Genomic DNA, 26870 nt, shown 5'->3' with positions numbered 1-26870 from the left:
TGCTTTAATAATATTTCTTGATAATTTCGTCTAACACGCCCTCTGTTTGCATTGCTTCTAACGCACTATTGATAGAATCCAACAAGGCTTGATTGCCTCTTTTGACTGCGATTCCATATTTTTCTTCTGTCAAATACGCATTTAAGACTTCTGTACCCGCATAATTTTTGGAAATGAGGCGCGCGGGAGCTTCATCAATGATGACAATATCAACTTGTCCATTCACTAATGCACTCACAGCTAACGAACCATTCACAAAACCCTTGACTTCTGCATTTGCGAATCCCTCAAATCCCCAATCTTTATCACCTTGTGCATAAAATGCACCTGTTGTGCCTGTTTGCACGCCGATTTTAATGCCTGCTTGCTTTTTGATTGCTTCCACGAGTGCCACTGCATCAGAGCCGACGGCTTTTAACTCTAAATCCGATTCCTTAATAATCACAACTTGATTCGCATTATAGTAAGAAGTTGAAAAATCCACGACTTTTGAGCGGGCTTCATTAATCGTCAAGCCACTCGCACCAAAATCCGCATTTGCGCTACTCACCGCGCTCACAACAGAATCAAATTCCATATCTTTAATTTCTAAAGCTTTTCCCAAACGTTTTGCAATTTCTTGTGCAATTTCTACATCAATGCCCTTAAACTCGTTGCCCTCTTTGTATTCAAAGGGAGGAAATTCCGCAGCAGTAGCCATTACAAGCCTTTCATCACCCTTGCAACCATAACAAAAACAAACCGCCAAAATTGCCAACACACTCGTCCAAACAAACTTTTGCATACTACTTCCTTCATAAAACATATAGGGGCGGATTATAACAAATTCAACATATTTTTAAGCTTTTGCAATCCTATAAAACTTCACTCCATCATTCTCTATCACTTCTACTATACCACTTTCTAATAAATCCTGCAAAATCTTATGCGTAGAAGAATGCCAAAGTATCCTTATGTCTTGCGCACTTTGAGGACGCAAGGCGAGTGTTTTTAGTATCGCATCACGACTTAAAATCAAGTTTTTTTGCTCATTAGATTCTGTTCTTTTGGGGATAAAAGTCGGAATCCCAAAGGCTATAAAAACCTCCCCTAAAGATTCTAATTTCTGTTGCGAAATGGGCTTTACTTTATATGCTGCGGGGCGGTCAATCGTGCCAATATCAAGCCGCTTTAGGCGCATAGGTGCGAGGAACTTTGCCATACTTTTAACTTCTTCTAAAGAATCATTGATATGCTCTACAAACAAAATTTCCGCATACAATTCTCCCATAAAATCTGCACTAAACTGATAAATTCCTTGCAAAATTTGCTTCAAATGAATATTTTTACTTGGGCGGTCAATCTTTTTGAATACTTCCTCGCTGATAGCATCTAATGAAAATTTGACTTTATCAAACAATAAGCACGCCCGCGCAACACTTGGGTCAGAGAGTAGAGAGCCATTGCTTAGAAGTAAAGTTTGTGTCGCTCCTTTGACATCTTCTAAACGCAACATTAACTCATATAAATAAGGATAAAGCGTTGGCTCTCCATTGGCGGTAATTGTTAAAGATTCTACATTGGGAAAATGCTCCAAGCCTTGTTTGATTTCTCTTAAAATTTCCTCTACATCTAATGTCATCTCCATAGAATCTTGTGCTTTTTTCCCCTCTAATTCACAATATAAACAATCATAATTACATTGTTTTGTATGAGGAGATAAATCCACACCAAGCGATTCTCCAAAACGTCTTGAACGCACAGGACCAAAAACAATACTCATAAGCTAAACCTCAAACTCATTTAATTTGGCTTATTTTACACTATTTTTTGCACAAAACATAAGAATGTATTTTCTATGACAACGACGTGGTTAGATATGCCTTGCTATTGCGTCCTTACGAGATTCTATGAAATAGAATCGTGGCAATCTATAAGCTAGAATCTTGCTTTCAAGATTTGATATGCTAAAAACTAAAAGTGTGCAAGATTGTAGATTACCGCGAATATCTTCCAAGATTTCCCGCAATGACACAATAGAATATTAATCGGTGCAAGAGACAAGAATCCTTAAGTGAATCGCCCTTAAATATAATTCACAAGAGAAAGTTGGGAAATCTTGCCAATACTTGAAAGCATTGCTTGATAATTCAAAGACAAGGTAGCGAAGTTCAAATAATTTTCTGCAAAATCTGTATCAATCGTATCAGAACGCAAAGTTTTTACTTGCACGATAAGAGTTTCTGTGCGCTCAATAGAATATTCAAACGCGTTTCCTTGTGCCCCATTTTTGGTATGCACTTTATTCACGTGGTCTGCTAAATGGTCAAAGATTTCAATGGCATTTTGAATCCCGGGATTCCGCATAGAATCATCATAGTTATCAGAACCCGGTCGATAGACGCCATCTTCTACGGCTTTGATAATCGCATCAATTTGCTGAAAGAAATTCACATGCGGGTCTTCACCTATAATTGCATTATTAGCTTGAAAAGTCAAAGCTGGACGTTCCGTAGTATCCACGCGTCCGGTTAGAGGGTCTAATTCAAAATTACTGCTTTCATCATCATAAAGTGTAAATTCCATACGCGTAGGTATGCGATTAAGGTCTTTTAATTGTAGTTGCCCATTGACATCAAGCCCAATCCACACATTATTCTTGGCTTGCCCTAACATTGTTTCATAGGAAGCCTTTTCGGCTGGATTGTTGAAGTTTGCCGCTGCATTAAACACATTCGCCAAATCACCGGGATTGGAGTTGCTAAGATTCATCACTATTCCCATTACATCTGCCAATTGCTGATAAGTTACATCATCGGCGGGAGTTGCGTCTCCAGATACTTGTGGCGGATTTCCATTAGCCTGTAAAATAGGAATCTCAATTCCTGCAATGTTTGTCCCATTCATTTGCGCTGGGCTCTCTATCACTAGCACACTGCCTGCGTCTCTAAACTCTATCCTACCACTAATGGGAACTCCATTAACATCTTTTACTTCAAAATTATAAGTGTGCCCATCAAGCCCTACTCCTGCAACTTCAGAAAGCTTTGTATCCATTGTGGCATACTCATTTGTAGCGCGCACGATTTGAGAAACATTAGAATTGAGCGTGCCACCATTGCGTGAAAATCCTACGCGGTCATATTCCACACTATAATCATTGCGGAATCCATTGACAGGATTCCCCCCTGCGTCATTGGCGGTTAAAGTAACGCTAAGAGAGCTTTCCCCAATATAAGGCAACTCTTTTTCGTCTCTATCTGGAGGATTCTTTTTAGAGACATTATTATCCACTATTATGATTTTTCCTTCAGAAAATTGCACATCTACATCACCATTTGCGCCATACACTCGCTTCATCTCGTCCATTAAATCTTGCACGGTGGTTGTAGGCGTAATGGCAAAATTCGTAGGAGCTACTGCCGCCCCTGCTTGGTCTAATGCGGTGTTTCCCTCTGTCCCACTTAGAGTAAGAGAAGTAACATCATCTGGGAAAATATCACTTAGTAGAGTACTTGTTTTGGCAATTTCGTTGGTATGTGTTCTAAAAGTCGTTGGAATCGTATGGATACGATGATCATTGTAATCTTCTACTGAAGTAATACTCTCACTAGAAAAAGTGCCAAGAAAAGGGCTTTGTACATAAGTATTGACTTTTACACCACTATTTAATAAGGTATCAATATCATTTGTTCCCACACCATCGGGATTATTTGGGTCTTGATAGCTACTAGAAATCATATAAAATTCAATATTAGAGCGACCACCGGTTAAATCTTTGATTTCAATTTCTCCCCATTTATTCACTGTAACTTCTACTGCTTGGCTCACCTCTGTATTGCCAAACTCGCGCCCGATTTTATCTAATAAGTCTTGCACTGTGGCAGCTTGATTTTTATCAGTATAGGCAATATCCATAGAGAATTTGGATTTAAACGCCGTGCCATCTGCCTTGCGTCCTGTAATATAAAACACTTCCGGAGGATTATTACTAGTATCCGCGTCATTGTCTCCTACTAAATCTCGTAGAGTATCCTCTGCAGTGATATAGACTTCTTCGCTTACGCCTGTTGGGTGAGTAGGATACATAATCGTCGGATTCAGATAGCTTTGATTGAATTTTGGCACATTGGTAGAAATCATACGATTCTTATCGTTGTCTGAACCAAAGAATAATTCTGCCCCTGTAATGTTGTAAGTAACAGAATTATTAGAGCCAAGCAAAGCATTAAGGGTTGCACTATTGCCATTATAACTCCCGTCTGCATTAAAGGGCTTTTGCGTTGTTGCTGTGCCTCCGAAAATATACTCACCCCCCACAGAACTATTGGCGAGCGTCAAAAAGTGGTCGCGAATAGACTTCAAATCCTTTGCGATTGCAATACGCGAAGTTTCACTATGACCTGCATTTGCACCTTGAATCAATTTGGATTTAAATGTGTCCATATTTTTGGTTAAATCACTCAATGCGGTATCGGTATGTTTAGTATAGGTTAAAGCATTGGTTGCGAGTGCGTGGCTTTGATTTAAAGTCGCAAGATTATAATCTAGTGCCAAAGTTTTATTAAAAATAGAAGTTCCTTGATAGCCAAATTGGATTTTTTGCCCACTCATTTGCGCCAAAGTAGTTTCTAAGCCTGTTTGCGCCCTATTTTGCTGATATTGCATATTGATATATCTTGAGCTAGTTCCGATTCGCATTCCCTTATCCTTTATCCAAATTTAGTTTTTGTTTGAAACTACCAAGCAAATTTTATTCCATTTATAACAAAAATCTAAATTAACTTTTCTCAAAAGTCAATGAAAGAGAATTGACACAATGGCGCGTATTTTTCTGTGTGAATCCCTCACCCAAAAATATATGTCCCAAATGCCCACCGCAATTTGCACAAATGATTTCTACTCTCTTACCATCTGCATCTAATTGTTCTTTCACTGCGCCTTGCAAACAATCATCAAAACTAGCCCAACCGCAACCGCTATGGAATTTGCTTTTAGAATCGTATAATGCTTGATTGCATTGCTTGCAATGATAGATTCCTGTTTCAAAGAAATTTTCAAACTCTCCGCTAAAGGGTGCTTCAGTGCCTTTATGCAAAATCACATATTGTTCTTCTTGGCTCAACTTTTTATACATTTTTATCTTTTCTTTCTTTGTCTTGGAGTAGTTTTTGCAAAAACTCTTCTAAATTGAATTTTTTGCGTTGATTCTCTGTAAAAAGATGAATAATAATATCACCCAAATCTATCACAATCCAATCTGGATTCTCTTCATCAATATGAAAAAATTGCTCCCCTTTAAGCTTGAGTTGTTTTTTTAACTCCTCCAAAAGTGCCATTGCGTGCCTATCCACGAGTGCTGTGGCAATCACGACAAAATCTACAAAATAATCTGTTTCCTTGAGATTAAAAACCTCAATATTCTCGCCCTTTTTTTCTTCTATGATTTGATGAATTGCGTTGAGGATTTCTTGTCTGCTTTCTTGCAATGTGTTTCCTTTAATATTCTCTCTAAAATAGGCTGTGGGACCAAAGAAGACAGGCTTGCATAATCTTCGCAAGCCAACTGATGACGAATCCGCGTAGAGCTTATGTCTAGCTCACAGAATGGTAGAATCTGAAACCCTTGTGGAATCCCAAAGCCTTTACGTGGAATTATAACAAATTCTACATTTTTTTTAAGCCAATCAAAATTTTGCCATTGATGCAGAGATTCTACATTGTCTGCACCAAGCAGCAAATAGATTTTATCCTTTGGATTCAAAGAATAAGATTGCTGCATAAATTGCAAGGTTTGATAAGTCGGCGTGGGTGCATTTTGACGCACTTCATAATCTAGCACCTCCACCACATTAGAGAAGTCTTGACATAGAATCCTAAGCCATTCTAGGCGGAGATTTGGAGAGAAACAAAAATCACTTTTAAAAGGATTTAAAAAATTTGGCACAACAAAAAGCTTATCAACTGCGAGTTGCGTCAATACGGATTCTATAATGCGCAAATGCCCCCAATGTGGAGGGTCAAATGAACCACCAAAAACAGCAAAATTGCGTTGCATTTTCGTCCTTAATTTTATTCAAAATGATGATAAATTTCTCAAATTAACCAAAACTTGATTAAAAATTTAGATAAAATTGTAGCAAAAAGGGGAATCTTATGGAATGGTTGGAGTGGCTTTTTGTCTTTTGTTTTGGGCTCTCTTTTGGTTCTTTTGCCAATGTTCTAATCTATCGTATCCCCCGCTCCCTTAGCATCATTTCCCCTGATTCCTTTTGTCCGCATTGCCAAACCAAACTCAAATGGAGCGAAAAAATTCCTCTGCTCTCTTTTTTGTTTTATCGTGCCAAATGCCCCTATTGTCGCACCAAAATTCCATTCTATTATCTATTGAGCGAGACTTTAGGAGGAATCTTGGCTATCTTTTGCTATTGTTGGCTTGGAGTTTGGGGAAGCATTCTATTTTGGCTTCTTTTATGCTTTTATGTGCTAAGTGTTATTGATTGGAATTTTTTAGAGATTCCAGATATTTTAAACTTTCTAAACTTAGCATTAGGAATCTGTTATGGTGCGCTGATATTGCCTGCTAACCTACTCGGTGTTGCTTGGGCGGAATCGCTCTTATTCTCTACCTGCTTTATGGGATTGGCAAGTTTTTTGCGACTCTTTTTAGGAAGCCTCACACACAAAGAAGTGCTAGGTGAAGGCGATATTATTATTTTTGGCACACTCGGTGCGGCACTTGGGGGATTTTGTGGAATCTTGGCAATATTCTGCGCCTCTAGCTTGGCACTCTTTGCGCTCTTAATCTTTAAATATTATCCTAAATCCAATCATCAAAGGATAGAGATTCCCTTTGTCCCCTTTTTATTCTTAGGATTTCTTTGCGTCATTTTATGCCAATTCTTTGGATTTTTATGATAATCTTGCTTAAATTTTCAACGCGACTTTACAAAAGTCAATTTACAATAAATAAAAGGCTAAAAGGACATTATAATGCAAATTAGAATCTATTATGAAGACACAGATTGTGGCGGAATCGTATATCACACGAATTATTTAAAATATTGCGAACGCGCGCGTAGTGAGGCATTCTTTCAATCAGGAATAATGCCTCTGCAAAATGATATTGGATTTGTTGTCAAGGAAATGCAAATCCAATTCCACTATCCAGCTAAACTTGGTGATTTATTAGAGGTGCAAACACAAGTTTTGGAGCAAAAATCTGCTTCTTTAAGCCTTTTGCAGACGATTTATCTTGCAAATTCTAACACTCCTAAAAAAGTTTTTTCTGCTACAATTACGCTTGTCTGTATCAATTCCAAATCCCAAAAAATCACCAAAATACCAATGTGGGCGCAAAAAGTCTTTGACACCCTAAAAGGCGCACAATGAAAGAACAAAAGATTGCATATCCTTGCACTTGGCATTATCGCATCATTGGCAATAGCAAAGAAGAATTGCATTTAGCCGCACTTGAGATTCTTAATAAAGAGTTTATCTCTACTCCTGCCAAAGAAAGTAAGGGAGGGAAATATCACAGCATTAATATAGAAGTAGTTGTGGAGAATCAAGAAGAACGTGATGCGATATTTGCGAAGTTTTATCACGATTCAAGGGTAAAGTTTGTACTCTAAAGTCCTGATGATTGGCGTGATTTTAGCCACACAAATCCTGCTTGGAGCAGACCAAACTCGCCCTAAAGATTCAGAATTAAATTTTCAAATTGCCACACAATGCTTATTGAAATCTTACTCCGCACTAGAATGTGAATCTCAAGATATTTTAAGATTCCGCTCCAATCCATCTTTGGTTTGGAATCTTGCGCTAGGCTCTACAAACCCACTTGCCTATAAAGAATCTTTGCAAAATTCAAAATTAGTAGATTCATTCATATTTCCCTATCCACTAGGAAATTTTGCCAAGAAGCCTTACGAGGATAGCTCTAGGATTCGTGATATTTCATTTTTTACTCATCTGTATGGCGCAAACGAAACAGAAGTGAAGCAACACCTAAAGCCCCTTATTTGGCTAGATGGAACAGAAATATTATTCAATACTCAAAATGGTGCTTACGAGGCATTAGAGCGCGTTCGCAATCGTTTAGCAAAACTCATAGAATCCAATCCTGATTTTAAAGTTTATTTGCAAAATATCGGTGGAACATTTAAATGGCGCAAAATTGCCAACTCTAAAAATCTAAGTGCGCATAGCTTTGGAATCGCAATAGACATTAATGTAGCCCATTCGCGTTATTGGTTATGGGATTTGCAAAATCAAGCCTTGAGCACTCCCCAATCTGTCGCTACAATCCCCCTAGAAATCATTGAAGCCTTTGAGAGCGAAAATTTTATTTGGGGCGGACGTTGGTGGCACTATGACACAATGCACTTTGAATATCGTCCAGAGATTCTATGCTATGCTAAAGCTTTATTAAATTCTAATCCCACTCCCTCATCATACTAAAGAATGGAAATTATTTTTCAGCCTTTTTTAAACATTTTTCACATACGACATAAAGCAACATATCGTGTCCCACAGGCTTGGCATTATAAGAATTTGTAACCTCTACTTGTAATTTTTCAATCTCATGATTGCAGAACTCTTCAATCTTCCCACATTCCACGCAAATAATGTGGTCGTGATGCAAACCGCTTGCGATTTCATAACGTTTTCCGCTTTTATCTACCTCAATCGAACTGATAAACCCCTCTTTCTCAAGAAATGAAAGAATGCGATAAATAGAGGATATGCTCGCATTGGCACAGGTTTTGCGAATGATTGCAAAAATATCTTCAGGACTTAAATGCCCTCCATCTTCATAGAGTGCTCTAAGTATAAATTCGCGTTGCTTAGAGTTTTTGAGATTGTTTTTTTTAATCGCTAAATGCAATCTGTCTAAAATAGCCTTAAGAGGTTCTGTATATTTTTTCATTTAAAAATCCTTATTTGTGCGTATCGCGTGTAATTTAATAGATTAATTATAGCAAAGTATTATAAAATAAATCAAATATAAAATAAGAATCATTTTTATTTTATATTAAGTTGATATTGATTATTATTTTGCAAATAAAATCTTAAATATTTTCAAAGGATTTCAATGTCTGTTTTAGTGATTGGAGGCGACGAAATTACGCCTATTAAAGCTGTCTTAAAGAATCTAGGTTGTCAATCTATTACACATTGGGACGCGAGGAGGGAAAGCGTCAATCATAAAGATTTACCACAAAACATTGGCTGCTTGGTAATGCTTACAAACTTTTTGAATCACAATACAATGAAAAAATTTCGCACACAAGCGAAGAAAAAGGATATTCCTGTTATCTGCACGAAACGAAGCGTAAGCTGTCTATATTGTGAATTTATGAAAACATTTGGTGGTGAAAATTGCCCTTGTGGTAGCTTTTAATTTTAATTTTAATTTTAATTTTGTAAAATTATCCCTAAATTATGTTTTAGTTTAATTTAAGGATAAGAATGCTTCCTGCACTGCTTGAACCTCTCGGCAATTTAACAATCCTGATTGTTGAAGATGATCCTGTCGCATTGGATTTGCTTAGGATTCCACTAGAGAGACGATGTCGCAAGATTCTAACTGCCAAAAAAGGTGAAAGCGGCTTGAAACATTTTAAAAGCAATGTGATTGACATTGTGATTACCGATGTAAATTTAGAAGGCAAGATAGACGGAATCGCAATGGTGAAAACAATGCGCAAGACGAATCCCAATATTCCTGTAATCTTTATGACTGCTTATAGCGATGAAGAAAAAATCAATGAGATGATTAAACTCAACGCTTGCTCACTCATTAAAAAAGCGGTGGATTTAGAAGAACTCTTCGTGCTCTTACTTGGAATCAATAAGCAGCTCCACAAAGAACAAACCGTAGACCTTGGACAAGGAATCTTTTATCGTAGGCGAGACAAGTCTATTTTAAAAGGTTTCGCGGTTTTTGAGCTCACCGATAGAGAATGTCAGATTTTGGATTTGCTGATTAATGCAGATAGCTATCCTGTAACCTATGAAGAATTTCATAAAAAAATCTGGAAAAATCAGCCTATGACAATGGATTCTTTGCGTATGCACGTCAATAGTATTCGCCGCAAAACTTATCACGACCTTATCCGCAATCATTCCCGCTTAGGCTATAAGCTCAATTGCGTCCCCCTAGAATAACACCGCTACACTCAAGATTCCACACCTTATGGATTCCAATCAATATTTGCTCTTTGCGCATAAATCCTTTGGAGATTTTTTGCAATCCTGTAAAGTTTAGAATCCTTTAAAAACAAAGTGCCTGTTTGGTGGAAATGAAATTTAATTCCCGCAAGTTTCGCTTGAGATTGCAAAGAAAGCACCCAAGCAAAATCACATACCCTCGTATGAAGTCCGGATTCTCCCCCCACGCTAATTTCTGCAATCTTGCTAGAATCCAAAAAGGGCATTAAATTGATATTTTCTAAAAGCGGGGCACAAATAATCCAACGCGTTTGAATCGGCAAAGACAAAAAAATTTCCAAGCGCGCATTTGCTTGCGCTTGATTCTCTACGCTACAACCCACAATCACATTAGAATATCCCTCCCCCCAATCCTTAGGAACACAATCCAAGAATCGTGCAATGCGCTTGGTAAAAAATACAAAAGTGCAATCGCTTCTTTTAGCAATCATTTCCCACACTTCCCCTCTCCATTTATCTGCACTCTCTAACAAAAAATCACTACTGAAGCAGAGCCACACCTTAGAATGACTTGGAATCTTATAGCCTCCCTTGCGGTTTTTGATAATTGGCAAGTAGAAATTGCGTGTTTTATAGACTTCGCGTGCGTCTTTTTGGATAAGAGAATCTATCGTATAAACATAACAATTTTTGCAACCCTCACTTACACGCAAACACCCGTGCCAAGGATTATAATTAATCTCTAACGGCGCATTAAAAAGAGGGAGTTTGGGGGAATTCAAAGCAATTTCCTACTAGAAATTATTGCTTAATCCCCAGAAGTGTGGTAATCATCTCATCAATCGCGGAGATTAACTTGGCATTGGCACTATAACCCGTTTGAAACTTAATCAAATTTACCAATTCATCATCTACGGAAACTTCCGAAATTGCTTTATATTCTGCTTTAATTGAATTATATACAGCTTCTTTTGTCTCTTGCGTAACTTGCGTTCCTTCGGTTTGAGAGGCAACCTTGCTTGCAATATAGCGAAAGTATCCACTAATTGTTTCTTCTCTCCCCTCTCTATCATAAACATCTGTAAAGGTAATCTTATCATATTGTAATTGCTGCATCATATTTGCAACTTCAAAGTTACCATCTACTGCCTCACGATAAGCACGAATCAAAGTTGGGTCATCACGATAAGCTCTTGCTAGCTCTATATTGCTTGCGTCATTGCCGTCAAAAAAACGATTGACGCCAAATGCCCCAGCAAAATTTGTCCCATTATCTTGGATTGAAATGTAGATTTCTTCTGACGGATTCTTAGAAGTAATCGCGAAAGTCTGCGTGTCATTATTGTAAGTCGCTTGGAATCTATCATCAAAATCATTCAAGGCATTACCGTCTAAATTATCATCATTATTGGCATTGAGTTGGTCAATAATGCTTTGCATATTCGTAAGATTATCTATATTCACCTCACGCGCACCCAATTCATTGCCTTGTTTATCATACATTACCACCTTGAAGCTTCCTTGACGAATATTATAACCGCTCGTTGTGAGTGCATCTTGGGTGTTAATATAAAGTTGGTCGCTACGCGCGCCTAATTGTGCGCATTGTGCATAAATATTATTTGTCGCCTCAATGATTCCATTAGCAAAAGTATCCAAATCATTGATATAGACTTGTAATTTCCCCAAAGTCCCATTACAAGTTAGCACATCTTCTGTACGAATTAAGTCTAACAATGCGCCGACTTTCCCCTCATTTAATACATTTGTTAAATTATGCTCTTTATGGTCTCTACGCAAATATTTAATCGTATAGATTCCACTTTCGTTTTTGGAATTATCCAAAGTTAAAGGGTGAAAAGATTCGCCATCAACGATAGACCTCCCACCAATTGTTAGCGTATAATCTTCATCAAAATCCGCAATGTTCTTATTGACACACGCACTTCCTTTGACTTCTTGCTTGAAAACATCACAACCAATCAAATTATTAATTTCAAACTCATATTGGTCGCGCAAATCACGCAAATCATTTGCCTTTCTATGCAAGTCTTGATTTTCATATTCATTAATCTGCTTATTGAGGATTGCGATTTGCTCCCCTAAGCGATTCACTTCTTCTACTGCGACTTTCAATTCATCATTCAATCGCTGCTGCAAATAAACTAATGAATTGCGTGTTTCTTGGATATTTCTACAAAGCGTATTGGCTTCTTCTGCCAATGCAATTTTCTGCGCTGGGTCGCCTGCTTTTATAGATAAATCTTTCCAAGCATTGAAATAATTTTGCAAATCATTATAAATCCCCACTCCATCTATTTCAGGATAATAAGAGGAGGCTTCCCTAAGCCCTGCAAAACTTGTATCATAGTAGGTTTTTTCTGCAGTTGCTTTTTTATAACGCATAAAGGTATATTCATCGTGTATGCGTTCTATTGTCATCGTAGCAAGCCCTTGCCCCAAAGCATAATTTTGCTTCCAAAGTGGGGTTTCTGCTGCACTTCTTACGACTTGCCTTGAATAAAATTCGTTATTCGCATTGGCAATGTTGTTACTTACCGTATCCACCATTACTTGGTGTCCGGTTAAACCTGTATAGGGAGTATTTAATGAAGAAAGTATTCCACCCATAATGCCCCCCTACACTTCAGTATGCAAAAAGGACGCATTGCCCAAAGATTGTTTTTTATAGCCGCGGTCTTCCACAGGAACAATTTTACTTAACAAAGAGCTATAAAACTCCGAAACGGCTAAGGACATTTTGCCAAAACGATAATTGAGATTCTTTAGGATTTCTAATTGGTCATGCAGTTCTGCAGTACATTCACTCGCACCCTCCCCTAGTAAATGCTGTTTGTCTTCATAAGTTAAATCTTCTAAAGTTGCATTGGGGTATTCTGTGCGCAAACGTTCTTCAATGCTCTTAGCGTAAGCTTCTTTTTTGCGGATAAAAGATGCGGTTAATTCCTCTTTTTGTGGAATCCTTGCAAAAATAGCCTCATTATTTGCGATTTTAATATCCGCAATATCTTGTTCTGTAATTGCAATGAGTGCTTTAATATCCTCTAAAGCCTCTTTTAAAAACTGCAAAGACATGAGATAACTCCTATAAAATAGACTTATCTCCTATCTAAGCAATTCTTGTGCCAACTTTTGCGCACTCCCCCTTAAGTCTAATTTATAAGTGCCATCTTTTATCGCAGCTTTGATTTCATCTACTCTACTATTATTAGAGGTTTTAGCACTCTTGTCTGTTTGAGATTTTTCATTAACTGATTCTTCTTTTGTGCTATTAATCTGTGAAGTATTTTTGTTGTTTGCTTGATTAATAACGCTTGAAAAAGCCGAATTATTCATCAAATGACTAATCATTTTCTCTCCTTTCAAAAAATCTTTCCACTAATATCGGCTATTTTTCAAAAAACTAAAATGATTTTCTAATACTTTTTGAAACATCTTGTAAAAACTTCTCTGTATCGGACTTCGGAGGAGCAATATACTGACCATCACCATACAATGGAACATCTGGACCCCCAATTTTAATTGTATATAAAATTACAAATAACATAAAATAAATAAAGAGTCCAAATCCCATTGATGGCACAAACCAATCTTTCATCGCCACTCCTTTAAGCCAAAATGCTTTAAAGCCTTAAATGCATTTTGTATTATTGTTAAAAGTATAGCAGAATTTTATTTTTTAATGAAATTTCAAAAATTTTTATAATTTTTTTATATTTTTGCCTCAAACTGCGGTTTTTGTGCTATAATCTCCTTTCTCTAAAATATCATACCACATTAATCATTTCATTTAGGGGCTAGTATGCAACTCTTCAAACTTCTTAAATTAGCATTCTTTAAAAATCCTTTGAAAGTTTTTTGCATTTTGAGCACTTTTGGTTTTCTTAACGTCAATGCCGCAAATGTCCAAGAATCTCAATGGGAACAAGGACAAACTCTCTTAACTTTTTTTGCAAAAAACAATATTCCATTAAAGGTTTATTATGATTTAGCCCCAGAAGACAAAGAATTAGCTGATGAAATTATCAGTGGTAGCACTTTTTACACACTTTATGAAGATTCTACTTTACTCCAAGCCTTAATTCCTATTAATGAAAATTCTCAATTACATATTTTCAGACAAGGGGATTCTTATGGTATGCGTGCGATTCCCGTAATTTATTTCACAGAGGAACGCACGATTGCTCTTAGTGTTGAAAATTCTCTCTATAATGATATTATCAAACTCACGGGAGATAAATTTCTAGCAAGTGATTTTGTCCAAGCCTATAAAGGAAGTGTAGATTTTCGCCGCGAAGTGCGTAAAAATGACAAACTCGCAATTATTTATGAGCGCAAATATCGTTTGGGTAAAAACTTCGGTTCGCCTAATATTAAGGCTTCTATTTTGAATGTTGGCAATCGTCATCAATATGTTGTGCGCCACGAAGACGGACAATTCTATGATTTAAAGGGCAACAATATGAGTAAATACTTGCTCACGATTCCTTTAAACTATAAACGCATTTCCTCTCATTTCTCTATGGGGCGCAAACACCCTATTCTTGGTTACAAGCGTCCGCATTTGGGGACAGATTATGCGGCACCGCGTCATACTTCTATTCGTGCAGCAGGAAAAGGCAAAGTAATCTTTGCTGGAACAAAAGGAGGTTATGGCAAAACCGTGATTATCCAACACGAAAATGGCTATAAAACACTTTACGCCCATATGCAAAAAATCAACCGCAAAATCCACACAGGCACATATGTCAAACAAGGCGAACAAATTGGCACGGTAGGCAGTACAGGACTTAGCACAGGACCACATTTACATTTTGGACTTTATAAAAATGGTAATGCAGTCAATCCCATTAAGCATTTGAAAATCGCTCATTCAAAACTTACAGGCAAAGAAAAGGAGGGATTCCTAGCCGTAGCAAAAGTTTATCAGCAAGCTTTAAACGCCGCTCTTGCTCAAGGAATTGAGAATCAAACACCATTTAAAAAAATAAAGAATGATTATATTGTCTATCTTAATGCAGAGGATAAAAATTTAAACTAATGCGTCCCAAAGATATTTCTAATATTCGCTTTTGCAGTTGCCATAATTCACAATACATTAAGCCTAAACGAATGCTTTTTTGCGAAAATGGCAAAGAACGTAGCTGGGACATTATTGAAGCACACGATAGCGTAAGTATTTTACTTTACCACAAACCAAAAGACTCCTTTGTAATGGTGAAACAATTTCGTCCCGCAGTTTATCTCAAAGAAAGTATCCGCCAAACCCCGAATCTAAAAGTTGAATTAGGTTACACCTTTGAGCTTTGCGCAGGCATTACAGACAAAGAAGGAAAGTCCCTTAAGGAAATCGCCCAAGAAGAAATTTTAGAGGAATGCGGCTATGCGATTCCATTAGAAAACATTAACAAAATTACAGAATTTTATAGTTCTGTCGGCTTTGCAGGGAGCAAGCAAACACTTTTCTTTGCAGTAATTGACGAATCTTGTCGCCAAAATCAAGGAGGTGGCGTAGAAGATGAAAACATTGAAGTCGTGTTTATCCCAAGGTGCGAGGCTTATGATTTTATTTTAGATGAATCTTATCCCAAAACTTCGGGCGTTATGTTCGCCTTTCTTTGGTTTCTCAAAAATTTTGAAGGTCATTAATGCAAAATCACTCTCCACTTCAAGAGCTCACCAAGAAACTAGACGAAATCAAAGAATCGTGGCAAATCTATACTATCTTTGAAACAGAAAAAAAACGTTTTAATGAAGAATTTGACGCTCTTAAAAAAGACAAAGAATCCCTATTGGAATCCTTTAATGACATCTCGGCTAAAAATGCGTTATTACTCGCAGATAACAAAGAATTAGAACAAAGAAATCAAGCATTAAAAAATGAAATTGCCACAAAAGAACAACATCTTGACTCCTTGAATCATTCCCAAACCTTAGAGATTCCAAGCTCTAATGCCTTAGAATCTCAACCCTTAGACACCAAAGCCCTAGAAACCCAATACCACGCTCTAAAAAAACTTCTAAAATCCACAAAAGAGATTCTCCAAAACATTCCCCTTGAGCGTCCTAAAGCCATAGAGAAGCTGGAAGTCTCTTATCAAAAACACCAACGATTGCTCGCCAATCCCGCTAAAGATTATGTACTTTTAGAATCCGCAGAATTGCTTTTTGACTTATTAATCAAAATAGATTCTAGGCTTAAAGCACTAGATTTAGAAAGTTCCAAACTAGAAGCAGAGATTCACAGCTTACAAAACAACGCAACACAATCCACGCAAAAAATGTTAGATGATATACAAGATTTGGAAATCCACTCCGACCAAAATCCAAAGATAGAATCAGAAAAAATCCCACCAAAAAACCCTCAAGACTCCGATGAGATTCCACAAAGCCCTTGAGAGCCTGCGTGAAAATATTAAAAATCTTTGTTTCTGCCATAGAATATTCTGCTAATATTCATTTAGCTAATCTTGTCAAATCCTTACAACAAGCGCGAGTTCCCTTTGTGCTCTATGGAATCTTTGATAGCGCATTACTTCATCAACGCTTACTAGAATCACAAACTTCTAGCCCAAACACAACGGATTCTACAAATCTTTTCCAAAGTGCCTACAATCCAGAATCTTTTCGCGTTATGGGATTTGTTGGGATTCTCCGATTGATTCCAAAATTTTTCAAACTCAAGCAAGAGCTTGCTCAAATCGCCCTCAAATGCGATATTGCACTCTTTATGGATTCTTCTTCATTTAATATTCCTTTAATTCAAACAATTCGCAAATCGCTTAGAAACAAATCCCAAAAGCCCCCGCACATCATTTATTATATCTTGCCACAAGTTTGGGCTTGGAAGCCTAAACGCGCAAAAATTTTAAGTGAGATTTGTGATGAATTATGGGGAATTTTGCCTTTTGAAAAGGACTTTTATCCAAAAACTGCGCAAATTACTTATGTGGGACACCCTCTTCTTGATGCGATTCCTTATTCTTTGGATACTCCTCAAGAATCGCAAAAAATCGCCTTTATGCCGGGTTCTCGCAAGAGTGAAATCCGCGCACTCTTCCCAATCTTTAGCCAACTCGCCAAAACCTTAAAATCTCAAGGCAAAAGTGCGATTTTGATAGCTCCCAAAGTATTTGAAAAATGTGATTTAAATGCAATCTATGGCGACATTAGCGCGTTTGAAATTTCTTTTGATACCTATCTTGGATTAAGGCAATGTGCGTTTGCATTCGTATGTAGTGGCACAGCGACTTTGGAATCTACTCTGCTTGGGATTCCAACAATTTTAGCTTACAAAGCAAAGCCTTTAGATTACCTCATCGCCAAATCTTTAGTCAAATTAAACTACATAGGCTTAGCCAATATTTTTTTAGAATTTCACGTTTTCAATGCACCCAAAAACAACCCCAATCCCGCTATTTTTCCAATCCACCCAGAGTTTTTACAAAAAAATGTAAGTGTAGAAAATTTGCAAAATGCGTATGCTTGCTTTGATTATCGGCATTTTTTTGAACAAAAAAAGATTCTATTCCAATATCTTGCACACGGAAGCGCAGAATCTTGTGCAAAAAAATTACAAAATTTTGCGAAAAATTTATAAAATAAAGGGCTTTTTAACACTCTTTTCCTTACTATATCAAATTATTTTATCTAAAGGCATTATATGGAACCTATGACTCAATATGGCTATAATAAATTAATTTCCGAACTTAAGAATCTCAAAGAAGTAGAACGACCAAAAAACATTATTGAAATTGATACCGCAAGAGAGCACGGCGATTTAAAAGAAAATGCAGAATACCACGCCGCAAGAGAGCGACAATTATTTTTAGACGCTCGCATTAATGAATTAACGCAACTTGTTGCGAATGCACGCGTGATTGACCCCCAAAGCCTAGAACATACCAAAATCAGCTTTGGCTCAACGATTAAGCTAGAAGATTTAGAAACAGAAGAAACTTTTACTTACACAATTGTGGGACAGACTGAAAGCAATCCGGAAAAAGGTTTGATTTCTTATCATTCCCCTTTAGCAAAACAGCTTTTAGGCAAAGTCGTGGGTGATGAAGTGAGTGTGAGCTTACCAAAGGGACGCGTGGATTATGAAGTCTTGGAGATTCTCTATAAACCAATCCAATTTTAAGGTTATTTTATGGCGACATTAAAAATCAAGAAATTAATCCCTAATGCAATCATTCCAAAATACCAAAGCAAAGAGGCAGCAGGATTTGACCTTTGCGCTAGTCAAGATTTGACTTTGCAAAAAGGTAAATGGGCACTTATTCCCACAGGGCTTAGCTTTAGCTTCCCCAAAAATTACGAAGTGCAAGTGCGCCCAAGAAGTGGTTTAGCATTAAAGTATGGCATTACGATTCTAAACTCTCCGGGCACGATTGATTCGGATTATCGCGGAGAAATCAAAATCATCGCAATCAACTTAGGAGAAGAAGATTTTAAGATTAATGCAGGCGATAGAATCGCACAAGCAGTGCTTTGCAAGGTTAAGCAAGCCAAAATCAAAGTTGTCCAAACATTAGACAAAACCAAACGAGGCGAAAAAGGCTTCGGAAGCACAGGCAAATAAATAATCAAATCAAAGGAGAAATTTTGAGTTTAAAACAAAATGTAGATTTTATCAAAGAAGAAATGAGTAATGATGAAAAAATGCTAGAGGGGCTTATCCGCTTTGAGGGTTGGTTCAAACGTTACAAGATTCCACTTATTGCATTGGCAATTGGCATTATTGTATTTGCCTTTGGCTATATGGGCAACAATTATTACCAAGAAAATAAGCAACAAGAGCTTTCTAGTCTCTATGAAAAAGCTTTGAAAGGCGATGAAAGCGCAATCACATCACTCCAAAAATCCCAAAGCAGGCTTTATGATTTATATCTTTTTCAAAAAGCACTAAAGTCCAACGATGCAGAAACCTTAAAAACATTAGAATCTTGCAAAGACCCAATCATTGCACAATTTGCTAAATTACAAAACGCCTCTTTAAACCAAAATCTAAGCATACTTGATTCTAAAGAATCGGGTGATTTTAGTTACTTGCAAGCTGCATTTTTAGAAATTCAAGCAGGAAAGGTTGAAGAAGCTAAAGTGATTTTGTCCAAAATTCAAAACGATTCCCCTGTCAGAGATTTTGCCAATGCGCTAGAGCATTTAAGTATTCAAGGAACTCATAATGCCCAATAGATTCTTAAAGAGTTTCATCATTTCTATCTTTCATCTTTTTGTATTGTCTTTTACTTTGAGTGGCTGCGGATCTAAATATTATTTCCAACCAGAAGAAAATGAAATCAAAGGTAAAGTCTCTTTTAGTGATTCTCTCCCATCTCCTATCGCCTCTATTGTACGTGATGGTGCAACCTTACAAAATGGACAATTTATCACCAAATATTCCGAGATTCCAAACACCTATTTGCCTGAAGGTGCGCAATATCTTAACCAGACAGAAGATTATTATCTCGCAGGAGCATACCATTCTTTATTGTTGATTAATAAAGAAACCAATGCCCAAACTTCCATCGCGTTTGAGAATACACCCATTAGTGCCTCTATGAATGGACAACTCATTGCGATTATTTTTGATGACAATACCTTTGTTTTATATGATTTCAGTAGAAGCCAAATCGCCTACAAACAAGATAGCACATTAGCTCCAACCAATAATACCCTCATTGCTTCACCTTATTTTCTAAGTGATATTGTCATCGTGCCAACCTTAGACGGAAAACTCGTCATTGTGGATAAAAACAATATGCAAATGATTCGTAATATCGTCGTCAATGGTGATAAATATTTTAATAATGTTATTTTCCTAGAAGCTATTGGAAATCGTATGGTTGCAGCCACTCCTAAACGCGTTATTTCTGTAAGCCCAAGCATCATTAGCACTTTCAATGCGAATATCAAAGATATTTTATTTTTTGAAGATAGAATCTTTATTTTCACCAACGAGGGAGAGGTGATTCTCACAGACCAAGATTTGAATGAAAAACGAAGAATGAAATTTCCCTTTGCGCATTTCACTGCGGCAAATCACGGGAGAAATATTGTTATTTTAGAAACAGAGGGTTATTTGATTAGTTTAGATGATGAATTACAAAGTAGCACAATCTTTGCACTTCCTGATGCAATCAATGTCCCTACATTCTCCGGTACGCGTAAAATCTTTGTCGGCAATAAAATTTTAAAAGTAGAATAGAGGCGCAATGATTCTCTGTGATATTGGCAATACCTTTTTGCATTTTTATTATCGCGGTAGAATCTGGAAAGAGGAGAAAAACAAACTAACTCCAAAAGACTCTAAAGAGCTCATTATGTATATTAGCGTCAATGAAGATTCTACCAATGCCTTACTCTACGCACACCCTCGCTGTTTTGATTTGACGCCTTATGTCAATATTGATACGACTTACAAAGGCTTAGGGATTGACAGAATCGCGGCTTGCAAGGCTATCAATGATGGCGTTATTGTAGATGCAGGAAGTGCTCTCACCATAGATGTAATGCAGCAAGGCATTCACTTAGGAGGCTTTATTATGCCCGGAATCACACAATATCGCAAAATGTTTAGCAGTATTTCTGTATTAGATTGTGAGATGAATTTGGGTGTAGATTTGAATACCTTTCCCCAAAACACAAGAGACGCTGTGAGCTATGGAATGCTAAACTCTATCATTTTAATGCTCAAAAACACCTCTAAAAACAAAAAAATCCATTTCACAGGTGGTGATGGCAAATTTCTTTCAAGATTCTTTAAAGATTGTTTTTATGATGACTTACTTGTCTTTAAAGGAATGCAAAAAGCCATTAATGAGAACTTCACCTCACAAGGAATTTATGTATGATAAAGGTTGCATTGCCTAAAGGTAGAATTGCGGAACAAACACTTGCGATTTTTGAAAAATTCGTGGGTGCGCCGCTTCATTTTGAAGACCGCAAACTCATCTTAACCAAAGGCAATTTTGAATTTATGCTCGTGCGCAATCAAGATGTGCCCGTCTATGTGGAACGAGGAGCTGCGGATATTGGTGTGGTGGGATTAGATGTTTTAGAAGAGCAGCAAAGCTCGCTTGTGCGTCTGCTAGACTTGGGGTTTGGCAAATGCAAAATCGCGATTGGCTCTCCCAATCATTACACATTAGACTTTTCTAACCCAAACCTAAGAATCGCAACGAAAATGGTTAATATTACCAAAAGTTTTTTTGCCAAAAAGGCTATCACTGTAGAGATTATCAAGCTCTATGGTTCTATTGAGCTAGCTCCTCTTGTGGGTATGGCAGACGCAATCGTGGATTTAGTAGAAACAGGCGATACAATGCGCCAAAACAATCTCAAAATTGACGAAACCATTATGGAAATCAGTGCTTACTTGGTGGCAAATCCCAATAGCTTTTATGCACAAAAGCTTGAGATTTTAAAGATTCAAAATTATTTCAAAACACAAATCCAATCTTAAATAAAGGAGTTAAAATGGGACAAACAATGACAGAAAAAATCTTTTCAGACCATATTGGCAAAGCCGTTTATGCAGGAGAAATCGTTGATTCTCCTATTGATATGATTATTGGTAATGACATTACGACACCCCTTTCCATTCACGCTTATGAAGAAAGCGGAGCGCAAAAGCTTGCAAATCCCGATGGATTCTGCATAGTGATGGACCACTACATTCCCGCAAAAGACATTGCGAGTGCGAATCAAGCGCGAATCAGTCGGGACTTCGCCAAAAAACACCAACTCAAATATTATTTTGACGAAAGAGATATGGGGATTGAACACGCCCTACTTCCAGAAAAAGGCTTAGTTGTCAGTGGAGATGTCATCATCGGAGCGGATTCTCATACCTGCACACACGGGGCTTTAGGCGCATTTAGCACAGGTATGGGAAGCACCGATTTGGCTTATGCTATGATTACAGGCAAAAATTGGTTTAAAGTCCCAAGCGCAATCAAAGTAGAGTTTGTAGGCAAACCCGCACAACATATCTATGGCAAAGACTTAATCCTAGAAATTATCCGCCAAATTGGCGTAGATGGTGCTTTATACCAAACACTTGAATTTTGTGGCGAGGGAATCGCATATCTCTCTATGGACGATAGATTTTCGCTTTGTAATATGGTGATTGAGGCGGGAGCAAAAAATGGAATCATTGCTCCGGATTCTATCACACGTGAGTTTTTAGCAAGTCGTCCGAGCTTGCGCGCGAAACCAAAAGAATTTTTCTCTGACGCGGATGCGCATTATACACGCACGCTCACGATTGATATTAGCAAATTAGAGCCTCTTGTCGCCTATCCCTATCTCCCGAGCAATGGCAAAAGCATTTCCCAAGCCGTCAAAGACGACTTAAAAATTGACCAAGTTTTCATTGGTAGTTGTACCAATGGTCGCTTGAGTGATTTAAGAATCGCAAGTGAGATTCTAAAGGGCAATAAGGTTCATTCCGATGTCCGCCTCATTATTACACCGGGCACACAACAAATCTACAAAGAAGCGCATAAATTAGGTTATATTGACGCTCTACTAGAAGCGGGTGCGCTGATTTCAAACCCAACTTGTGGTGCGTGCCTCGGTGGATATATGGGAATCTTGGGAGACAAGGAACGTTGTGTCTCTACCACGAATCGTAACTTTGTGGGTAGAATGGGCGCACGAAATTCTGAAGTCTATCTTGCAAATTCCGCCGTGGCTGCCAAAAGTGCTATTGTAGGCAAAATTGCCGACCCTAGACTTTGAGATTCCACAAATAAACCTTTGGTTGCGGTAATCCATTCTCATCGTCATTGCGAAGCCTTTGTAAAAGGCTGTGGCAATTTATAAGCAGATTCTACTCTTTTGTCATTGCAAGCCGATTTATCGGCGTAGCAATCTATAATTTTAGATACAGAAACTTTTACAATAGAATCTTAAAATTTAAAGACGAGATTTTAGATTATGGTTTGCTTCGTCATTCCATTCCTCGCAATGACAAATGGAGAATCGCAAAGTATACAAGATTATAGATTGCTACAAATACTACATACTCTCGCAAACAAAGCAGCGAAGATTCCAAAATCCATACTACTTCACAAAACAATGCAGTCTCTATGCTTATCGTATAATCTATAGGTTTTACAATCTTAAACCGATACCATAAATACTAAGCAGCATTGCTGGTTTTTGCGATTCTATCGTCTCTCTAATTCCTTTTATCCTGTTCAAAGCCCTCAATATCAACCTTAATAAAACCCACTTCTAACTTATTTTCTCGCACAAACTCATCTAATGTTGTTATAGAAGAAAGACGCTCCCATAAATCTTATTTTTAGGATTTCGTCTTTACTTCCAAGTCCTTGATTAAGAGGATTTTAAATATAGCAGACAAATCCCCCCCCCCCCGCACACTCGCCATATACCTTTCTAATCCTATTAAAGAGCGAGATTCCAAATAGATAGGTCGTACGCAATCTGCTTTAAAAAGAAAAATATCAAGTTTTGGCAAAATATTACCAATTCAAGATAAATTCGCTTCCCTCTCCCTCTTGGCTCTTGCAAACAATCTGAATATGGTAGATTTGACAAATTTGCTTTACAAGGGCAAGCCCAATGCCAAATCCCCCTTGATGCGAATTATCACGATAATAACGTTCAAAAATCCTATCCAAATTCTCTTTTTTGATTCCACAGCCATTATCTTGAATCCTCAAACTCTTTTCTTTTAAACTCACTTTGACAAATCCCCCGCTAGAAGTATATTTCAACGCATTGCCTAGCAAATTATCCACCACTCTCGCGATACGGCTATAATTTGCCTCTAACAAGCTTTTTGCCTCGTTATCTACAAGAATTTCAATATTTTTCTTTTTGAAAAAGGGTTGAAAATAAGCAATACGCTCCTCAATCAATTGCGACATTTCAATCTTCTCAAGATTCAATTCTTTCGCTGCATCAAAGTTATAAAACAACAAATCTTGATAGATTCTCCCTAATATTTGCGCCGCAAACTTAATGCGTTCAAACTTTTGACATTGTGAGGGCGTCAATTCATTAGGCTTGATTCGTTCAATGCTCATCAAAATTACGCTCAAAGGCGTATTAATCTCGTGGGTAGAATCTTTGATAAAAGCATCTAGTGATGAAATTTTTTCGCGCAAAGGCTTCAAAGACAAAGATACCAAAAAATACGCTATGATACCCATTGCAATGAGCACGACAAAAAAACTTCCAAAAATCATTCCCAAAGTCTTATAAATCTCTGTTTGGATTCCATTAGAGAAAAGCACTAAATAAATTCTTCCTTTCGCTGGAGAATCAAAATTTAGTTTCAATTCTTGGTCTAAAAGATACCAAAATGACTTACCAATATGGTGTGTAACCAAAATCATCGTATCGCCCAAAACCACGATTCTATCATTTTTAAAAAATCTCACCGATTCCCCCTGTACATACAGAATCGCGTTGATTTCCTCTTGACTTTTTTCCTCATCTAAAGAGCTAAAGATAATCTCTCCCCTATGTGTTAGCATCATAAAGGGAATCTGAAATTCTTGTGAGGTTTGAGAAAAAAGGCTTTGAATCTCTTGTGTCGTCTCCATTTGTAATTTTTCATAAAGATTCATCACCAATGTATGCGCATTCTCACGCAATATTATCGCTTTGGATTCCAAAATACCCGATTTTTCTTTTTGATACCAACCATAAAAAACAATGCCCAAAAAGACACAACTTGTCAGGACATAAAGTGCGAGAATCTTTAAAGCCGTCCCTCTTGCCTCCATTGCTACATTTTCCTTGTATGTGCGGGCTGATAGCAGTATCCCTCACCGCGCCTTGTCAAAATATTATCCTTGCCAACGATTTGACGCAGATTCTTAATATAGACACGCAAACTCATCTCGCTTGGCTCTTCATCATAGCCCCAAAGAGCAGAATAAATTTGCTCTAAAGGGACAAAATGCCCCTTACTTTGCAATAGAATCTTTAACAATTCCCTTTCTTTAGGTGAAATCTTCACCATTACCCCTTGATGATAGAGAATCTCCTCCGTACAATCAAAGCAATATCCATTTTCAAGTTCAAAAACTTCTAGTTTCTTGCTTCGCTTCAGTTGCGCCTCAATCCTAAGGAGCAATTCGGATAATTCAAAGGGTTTGCGCAAGTAATCATCACAACCGCTTTTGAAGCCAACTTCCAAATCTTTTAGTGAGTTTAGAGCAGTCATAAAGATAGCAGGCGTTTCCTTGCCGCTTTTGCGAATCGCGCATAAGGATTCAAACCCACTCTGTCCCGTAACCATTACATCAAGCAATAAAATATCAAACTTCTCTTCATAAGCCAAATTAGCAGCCTCAATGCCATCGCTCACGCATACTACGGAATATCCCTCTTCCTCTAAACATTCCGCAATGATTTCTTGCAAAGCCATATCATCTTCAAGTAGCAAAATTTTCGCTTTCATTCTTTTCCTTTTATCCGCAAGATTATACCACAAGCAAAGAGTGCGAATCCAATTTCTTTACGTTATAATTTTGCGATTCAAACAAAAAGGCGTGGTATGGAATTAGAAAGAGTCTTGGAATCCTATCCTAAACATTTAAGCAAAATTCACCGCAACCTACCATTCACTTTAGATAAAAAAACCTGCGTATATGGCGCAAGAGGCATTGGCAAGACAGAAGCTATCTTGAATTACTACGCACAGACAGAATTTAACACATTCAAAAAAATGTATTTAAACCTAAACGATTCTAGGCTAAATCCTCATAAAATTTTAGAATCCTTGCCAAGTTTTCTCCAACAAGAAAAGATTGAACTTCTGATTATTGACCATTTTAACCCCTCTCTTTTTTCACCTGCCCTACTAGATTGCATTACCCATACACCACACATTACAATCATTTCGCAATCCCCTTTGACGCATAAGGATTATTCTCTCTTAGAGATTCCGCCTATTACTTTCCAAGAATGGACAAAAATGCGTAAAATGCCTATGGAGGAGAGTTTAAACCTATATCTAAAATTCGGTAATCTACTAGAACATTTAAACGAATACAAGAAAGGAGAATTTTTAAAGATTCTTGCTGGAGATTCTAGTAATTTTTGGATTTTGCAAAATCTTATCTCGCATTTAGGGCAGAAAGTCTCTATTCACCAAATCTTTACCAAACTCAAAAAAGAGGGAAAACTCTCAAAAGACAGATTTTATGAATATTGCAAGGATTTAAATGCAAGCAAAATATTGTTTTGGCTCACGAAATTTGAACACGAATCCACACCCAAAAAATTATACTTTTGGGACTTTACGCTTAAAAACGCTATCTCTTATGAGCGGAATTTTGCCTTATTGTTTGAAAATATGATATTTTTAGAATTGCTCTATCATTTCAAAGAGACAATCTTCTATACCGATAAGCTAGACTTTTATTTGCCCAATCTCTCTATTGGGATTCTTTGTGTGCCTTTCATTCAACCCTCCATTCTTGAAAAACGTTTGTATAAAATTACCAAAGAGCGTGAATTTTGCGATTCGTTTTTAATCCTAACACTCAACCATAAAGAATCGGGCGAGAATTTAGGCACACCTTACCAAATCTTGCCTTTTGGAGAATTTGCCTTGCAGGATTCTCTCCCCAAAATCTCTTAAAGTGTTTTCGCTCAAAAAATAATAAGAATCCTACGATGATAAAATAAAGAAAAAGTAAATT

The 26870-nt window shown here is 37.3% G+C and carries 32 protein-coding genes; 18 read left to right on the top strand and 14 right to left on the bottom strand.

The window, feature by feature from the left end; all coding sequences use genetic code 11:
- Positions 1-4 precede the first annotated feature (4 nt).
- The 6 genes from HDT10_RS00465 to nadD form a co-directional block, all read right to left on the bottom strand.
- Positions 5-784, bottom strand: a complete 780-nt coding sequence (locus HDT10_RS00465) for an ABC transporter substrate-binding protein (RefSeq protein ID WP_290878796.1) — start codon at positions 782-784, stop codon at positions 5-7.
- 54 nt (positions 785-838) lie between these two features.
- Positions 839-1762, bottom strand: coding sequence for a radical SAM protein (locus tag HDT10_RS00460; RefSeq protein ID WP_290878794.1), 924 nt, complete (start codon positions 1760-1762; stop codon positions 839-841).
- Positions 1763-2064: 302 nt separating this feature from the next.
- Positions 2065-4680 carry a flagellar hook-associated protein FlgL gene (gene flgL / locus HDT10_RS00455; RefSeq protein WP_290878792.1) on the bottom strand — a complete coding sequence of 872 codons (2616 nt, stop codon included), beginning with the start codon at positions 4678-4680 and terminating at the stop codon, positions 2065-2067.
- Between the two features lie 79 nt (positions 4681-4759).
- Positions 4760-5116 carry a methionine-R-sulfoxide reductase gene (locus tag HDT10_RS00450; protein ID WP_290878790.1) on the bottom strand — a complete coding sequence of 119 codons (357 nt, stop codon included), beginning with the start codon at positions 5114-5116 and terminating at the stop codon, positions 4760-4762.
- Positions 5109-5468, bottom strand: coding sequence for a ribosome silencing factor (gene rsfS / locus HDT10_RS00445; protein WP_290878788.1), 360 nt, complete (start codon positions 5466-5468; stop codon positions 5109-5111). Before rsfS ends, HDT10_RS00450 begins: the two co-directional genes overlap by 8 nt.
- On the bottom strand, positions 5420-6037 hold the full coding sequence (nadD, locus tag HDT10_RS00440; RefSeq protein WP_290878785.1) for a nicotinate (nicotinamide) nucleotide adenylyltransferase: 618 nt from the start codon (positions 6035-6037) through the stop codon (positions 5420-5422). The genes rsfS and nadD overlap by 49 nt, the downstream gene beginning before the upstream one ends.
- A gap of 98 nt (positions 6038-6135) precedes the next feature.
- Between nadD and HDT10_RS00435 the strand changes: the two genes are divergently transcribed.
- The 4 genes from HDT10_RS00435 to HDT10_RS00420 all read left to right on the top strand — a co-directional run bounded on the left by HDT10_RS00435 (position 6136) and on the right by HDT10_RS00420 (position 8442).
- Positions 6136-6897 carry an A24 family peptidase gene (locus tag HDT10_RS00435; RefSeq protein ID WP_290878783.1) on the top strand — a complete coding sequence of 254 codons (762 nt, stop codon included), beginning with the start codon at positions 6136-6138 and terminating at the stop codon, positions 6895-6897.
- A gap of 75 nt (positions 6898-6972) precedes the next feature.
- Complete coding sequence (locus HDT10_RS00430; RefSeq protein WP_290878782.1) at positions 6973-7371, top strand: YbgC/FadM family acyl-CoA thioesterase; 399 nt, start codon at positions 6973-6975, stop codon at positions 7369-7371.
- On the top strand, positions 7368-7613 hold the full coding sequence (locus tag HDT10_RS00425) for a DUF493 domain-containing protein (RefSeq protein WP_290878780.1): 246 nt from the start codon (positions 7368-7370) through the stop codon (positions 7611-7613). Before HDT10_RS00430 ends, HDT10_RS00425 begins: the two co-directional genes overlap by 4 nt.
- Positions 7603-8442, top strand: a complete 840-nt coding sequence (locus HDT10_RS00420; RefSeq protein WP_290878778.1) for a M15 family metallopeptidase — start codon at positions 7603-7605, stop codon at positions 8440-8442. Before HDT10_RS00425 ends, HDT10_RS00420 begins: the two co-directional genes overlap by 11 nt.
- A gap of 10 nt (positions 8443-8452) precedes the next feature.
- Here HDT10_RS00420 and HDT10_RS00415 read toward each other — a convergent pair whose 3' ends face one another.
- Entirely contained in the window at positions 8453-8911 is a 459-nt protein-coding gene (locus tag HDT10_RS00415; RefSeq protein WP_290878777.1) for a Fur family transcriptional regulator, read from the bottom strand.
- Between the two features lie 165 nt (positions 8912-9076).
- Here HDT10_RS00415 and HDT10_RS00410 point away from each other — a divergent pair, with 165 nt between their 5' ends.
- Together HDT10_RS00410 and HDT10_RS00405 are read left to right on the top strand one after the other, a co-directional pair.
- Positions 9077-9385, top strand: coding sequence for a DUF2325 domain-containing protein (locus HDT10_RS00410; protein ID WP_290878776.1), 309 nt, complete (start codon positions 9077-9079; stop codon positions 9383-9385).
- 68 nt (positions 9386-9453) lie between these two features.
- On the top strand, positions 9454-10152 hold the full coding sequence (locus tag HDT10_RS00405) for a response regulator (RefSeq protein WP_290878774.1): 699 nt from the start codon (positions 9454-9456) through the stop codon (positions 10150-10152).
- A gap of 26 nt (positions 10153-10178) precedes the next feature.
- On the opposite strand, the gene HDT10_RS00400 is transcribed toward HDT10_RS00405, so the two are convergent.
- The 5 genes from HDT10_RS00400 to HDT10_RS00380 are packed head-to-tail and all read right to left on the bottom strand — an operon-like array spanning position 10179 to position 13774.
- A complete protein-coding gene (locus HDT10_RS00400; protein ID WP_290878771.1) occupies positions 10179-10937 on the bottom strand; it encodes a DUF5131 family protein in 759 nt (252 codons plus the stop codon).
- 19 nt (positions 10938-10956) lie between these two features.
- Positions 10957-12786, bottom strand: a complete 1830-nt coding sequence (gene flgK / locus HDT10_RS00395) for a flagellar hook-associated protein FlgK (RefSeq protein ID WP_290878769.1) — start codon at positions 12784-12786, stop codon at positions 10957-10959.
- 9 nt (positions 12787-12795) lie between these two features.
- Entirely contained in the window at positions 12796-13251 is a 456-nt protein-coding gene (locus tag HDT10_RS00390; protein WP_290878767.1) for a hypothetical protein, read from the bottom strand.
- Positions 13252-13281: 30 nt separating this feature from the next.
- Positions 13282-13527 carry a flagellar biosynthesis anti-sigma factor FlgM gene (locus HDT10_RS00385; RefSeq protein WP_290878765.1) on the bottom strand — a complete coding sequence of 82 codons (246 nt, stop codon included), beginning with the start codon at positions 13525-13527 and terminating at the stop codon, positions 13282-13284.
- A 52-nt stretch (positions 13528-13579) separates the two neighbouring features.
- Positions 13580-13774, bottom strand: coding sequence for a hypothetical protein (locus HDT10_RS00380; RefSeq protein ID WP_290878762.1), 195 nt, complete (start codon positions 13772-13774; stop codon positions 13580-13582).
- Between the two features lie 204 nt (positions 13775-13978).
- Here HDT10_RS00380 and HDT10_RS00375 point away from each other — a divergent pair, with 204 nt between their 5' ends.
- The 11 genes from HDT10_RS00375 to HDT10_RS00325 all read left to right on the top strand — a co-directional run bounded on the left by HDT10_RS00375 (position 13979) and on the right by HDT10_RS00325 (position 22923).
- Positions 13979-15217 carry a peptidoglycan DD-metalloendopeptidase family protein gene (locus HDT10_RS00375; RefSeq protein ID WP_290878761.1) on the top strand — a complete coding sequence of 413 codons (1239 nt, stop codon included), beginning with the start codon at positions 13979-13981 and terminating at the stop codon, positions 15215-15217.
- Positions 15217-15825, top strand: a complete 609-nt coding sequence (locus tag HDT10_RS00370; RefSeq protein ID WP_290878760.1) for an NUDIX hydrolase — start codon at positions 15217-15219, stop codon at positions 15823-15825. The genes HDT10_RS00375 and HDT10_RS00370 overlap by 1 nt, the downstream gene beginning before the upstream one ends.
- A complete protein-coding gene (locus HDT10_RS00365; RefSeq protein ID WP_290878758.1) occupies positions 15825-16574 on the top strand; it encodes a hypothetical protein in 750 nt (249 codons plus the stop codon). Before HDT10_RS00370 ends, HDT10_RS00365 begins: the two co-directional genes overlap by 1 nt.
- An 8-nt stretch (positions 16575-16582) precedes the next feature.
- On the top strand, positions 16583-17776 hold the full coding sequence (gene lpxB / locus HDT10_RS00360; RefSeq protein WP_290878755.1) for a lipid-A-disaccharide synthase: 1194 nt from the start codon (positions 16583-16585) through the stop codon (positions 17774-17776).
- Between the two features lie 63 nt (positions 17777-17839).
- The gene (gene greA, locus HDT10_RS00355) at positions 17840-18319 is read left to right on the top strand and encodes a transcription elongation factor GreA (RefSeq protein ID WP_290878753.1); all 480 of its coding nucleotides are present in this window, start codon (positions 17840-17842) and stop codon (positions 18317-18319) included.
- A 9-nt stretch (positions 18320-18328) separates the two neighbouring features.
- Positions 18329-18760 (top strand): dUTP diphosphatase, encoded by a 432-nt coding sequence (gene dut / locus HDT10_RS00350; protein WP_290878749.1) that lies wholly within the window; start codon positions 18329-18331, stop codon positions 18758-18760.
- Between the two features lie 23 nt (positions 18761-18783).
- Positions 18784-19374 carry a tetratricopeptide repeat protein gene (locus HDT10_RS00345; protein ID WP_290878744.1) on the top strand — a complete coding sequence of 197 codons (591 nt, stop codon included), beginning with the start codon at positions 18784-18786 and terminating at the stop codon, positions 19372-19374.
- Positions 19364-20386 carry a hypothetical protein gene (locus HDT10_RS00340; RefSeq protein ID WP_290878741.1) on the top strand — a complete coding sequence of 341 codons (1023 nt, stop codon included), beginning with the start codon at positions 19364-19366 and terminating at the stop codon, positions 20384-20386. The genes HDT10_RS00345 and HDT10_RS00340 overlap by 11 nt, the downstream gene beginning before the upstream one ends.
- A gap of 7 nt (positions 20387-20393) precedes the next feature.
- The gene (locus tag HDT10_RS00335) at positions 20394-21032 is read left to right on the top strand and encodes a type III pantothenate kinase (RefSeq protein ID WP_290878739.1); all 639 of its coding nucleotides are present in this window, start codon (positions 20394-20396) and stop codon (positions 21030-21032) included.
- Positions 21029-21643: an ATP phosphoribosyltransferase gene (hisG, locus tag HDT10_RS00330; RefSeq protein WP_290878737.1), complete on the top strand. Its 615-nt coding sequence runs from the start codon at positions 21029-21031 to the stop codon at positions 21641-21643. The genes HDT10_RS00335 and hisG overlap by 4 nt, the downstream gene beginning before the upstream one ends.
- A gap of 14 nt (positions 21644-21657) precedes the next feature.
- A complete protein-coding gene (locus HDT10_RS00325) occupies positions 21658-22923 on the top strand; it encodes a 3-isopropylmalate dehydratase large subunit (protein ID WP_290878735.1) in 1266 nt (421 codons plus the stop codon).
- A gap of 749 nt (positions 22924-23672) precedes the next feature.
- Here the strand turns inward: HDT10_RS00325 and HDT10_RS00320 are convergent.
- Together HDT10_RS00320 and HDT10_RS00315 are read right to left on the bottom strand one after the other, a co-directional pair.
- Positions 23673-24944: a HAMP domain-containing sensor histidine kinase gene (locus tag HDT10_RS00320; protein ID WP_290878733.1), complete on the bottom strand. Its 1272-nt coding sequence runs from the start codon at positions 24942-24944 to the stop codon at positions 23673-23675.
- A 2-nt stretch (positions 24945-24946) separates the two neighbouring features.
- Positions 24947-25624 (bottom strand): response regulator transcription factor, encoded by a 678-nt coding sequence (locus HDT10_RS00315; RefSeq protein ID WP_290878732.1) that lies wholly within the window; start codon positions 25622-25624, stop codon positions 24947-24949.
- A gap of 96 nt (positions 25625-25720) precedes the next feature.
- Here HDT10_RS00315 and HDT10_RS00310 point away from each other — a divergent pair, with 96 nt between their 5' ends.
- A complete protein-coding gene (locus HDT10_RS00310; protein ID WP_290878730.1) occupies positions 25721-26809 on the top strand; it encodes an ATP-binding protein in 1089 nt (362 codons plus the stop codon).
- Positions 26810-26870: the final 61 nt, after the last annotated feature.

This window comes from Helicobacter sp., from assembly GCF_014799995.1.
In the GTDB taxonomy this organism is placed as follows: domain Bacteria; phylum Campylobacterota; class Campylobacteria; order Campylobacterales; family Helicobacteraceae; genus Helicobacter_D.
Note: the sequence above shows the minus strand (reverse complement) of the source record. Positions and strands in the feature narration are given on the sequence as shown.

Excerpts from the sequence above, each read along its gene's own strand:
- HDT10_RS00365 (WP_290878758.1), top strand. The coding sequence starts at position 15,825 with ATGCAAAATCACTCTCCACTTCAAGAGCTCACCAAGAAACTAGACGAA.
- HDT10_RS00370 (WP_290878760.1), top strand. The coding sequence starts at position 15,217 with ATGCGTCCCAAAGATATTTCTAATATTCGCTTTTGCAGTTGCCATAAT.
- HDT10_RS00405 (WP_290878774.1), top strand. The coding sequence starts at position 9,454 with ATGCTTCCTGCACTGCTTGAACCTCTCGGCAATTTAACAATCCTGATT.
- HDT10_RS00340 (WP_290878741.1), top strand. The coding sequence starts at position 19,364 with ATGCCCAATAGATTCTTAAAGAGTTTCATCATTTCTATCTTTCATCTT.
- HDT10_RS00465 (WP_290878796.1), bottom strand. The coding sequence starts at position 784 with ATGCAAAAGTTTGTTTGGACGAGTGTGTTGGCAATTTTGGCGGTTTGT.
- greA (WP_290878753.1), top strand. The coding sequence starts at position 17,840 with ATGGAACCTATGACTCAATATGGCTATAATAAATTAATTTCCGAACTT.
- nadD (WP_290878785.1), bottom strand. The coding sequence starts at position 6,037 with ATGCAACGCAATTTTGCTGTTTTTGGTGGTTCATTTGACCCTCCACAT.
- HDT10_RS00335 (WP_290878739.1), top strand. The coding sequence starts at position 20,394 with ATGATTCTCTGTGATATTGGCAATACCTTTTTGCATTTTTATTATCGC.
- HDT10_RS00450 (WP_290878790.1), bottom strand. The coding sequence starts at position 5,116 with ATGTATAAAAAGTTGAGCCAAGAAGAACAATATGTGATTTTGCATAAA.
- dut (WP_290878749.1), top strand. The coding sequence starts at position 18,329 with ATGGCGACATTAAAAATCAAGAAATTAATCCCTAATGCAATCATTCCA.
- HDT10_RS00415 (WP_290878777.1), bottom strand. The coding sequence starts at position 8,911 with ATGAAAAAATATACAGAACCTCTTAAGGCTATTTTAGACAGATTGCAT.
- HDT10_RS00315 (WP_290878732.1), bottom strand. The coding sequence starts at position 25,624 with ATGAAAGCGAAAATTTTGCTACTTGAAGATGATATGGCTTTGCAAGAA.
- HDT10_RS00430 (WP_290878782.1), top strand. The coding sequence starts at position 6,973 with ATGCAAATTAGAATCTATTATGAAGACACAGATTGTGGCGGAATCGTA.
- HDT10_RS00320 (WP_290878733.1), bottom strand. The coding sequence starts at position 24,944 with ATGGAGGCAAGAGGGACGGCTTTAAAGATTCTCGCACTTTATGTCCTG.
- hisG (WP_290878737.1), top strand. The coding sequence starts at position 21,029 with ATGATAAAGGTTGCATTGCCTAAAGGTAGAATTGCGGAACAAACACTT.
- flgK (WP_290878769.1), bottom strand. The coding sequence starts at position 12,786 with ATGGGTGGAATACTTTCTTCATTAAATACTCCCTATACAGGTTTAACC.
- HDT10_RS00435 (WP_290878783.1), top strand. The coding sequence starts at position 6,136 with ATGGAATGGTTGGAGTGGCTTTTTGTCTTTTGTTTTGGGCTCTCTTTT.
- flgL (WP_290878792.1), bottom strand. The coding sequence starts at position 4,680 with ATGCGAATCGGAACTAGCTCAAGATATATCAATATGCAATATCAGCAA.
- HDT10_RS00310 (WP_290878730.1), top strand. The coding sequence starts at position 25,721 with ATGGAATTAGAAAGAGTCTTGGAATCCTATCCTAAACATTTAAGCAAA.
- HDT10_RS00390 (WP_290878767.1), bottom strand. The coding sequence starts at position 13,251 with ATGTCTTTGCAGTTTTTAAAAGAGGCTTTAGAGGATATTAAAGCACTC.
- HDT10_RS00380 (WP_290878762.1), bottom strand. The coding sequence starts at position 13,774 with ATGAAAGATTGGTTTGTGCCATCAATGGGATTTGGACTCTTTATTTAT.
- HDT10_RS00410 (WP_290878776.1), top strand. The coding sequence starts at position 9,077 with ATGTCTGTTTTAGTGATTGGAGGCGACGAAATTACGCCTATTAAAGCT.
- HDT10_RS00385 (WP_290878765.1), bottom strand. The coding sequence starts at position 13,527 with ATGATTAGTCATTTGATGAATAATTCGGCTTTTTCAAGCGTTATTAAT.
- HDT10_RS00460 (WP_290878794.1), bottom strand. The coding sequence starts at position 1,762 with ATGAGTATTGTTTTTGGTCCTGTGCGTTCAAGACGTTTTGGAGAATCG.
- HDT10_RS00325 (WP_290878735.1), top strand. The coding sequence starts at position 21,658 with ATGGGACAAACAATGACAGAAAAAATCTTTTCAGACCATATTGGCAAA.
- HDT10_RS00375 (WP_290878761.1), top strand. The coding sequence starts at position 13,979 with ATGCAACTCTTCAAACTTCTTAAATTAGCATTCTTTAAAAATCCTTTG.
- HDT10_RS00425 (WP_290878780.1), top strand. The coding sequence starts at position 7,368 with ATGAAAGAACAAAAGATTGCATATCCTTGCACTTGGCATTATCGCATC.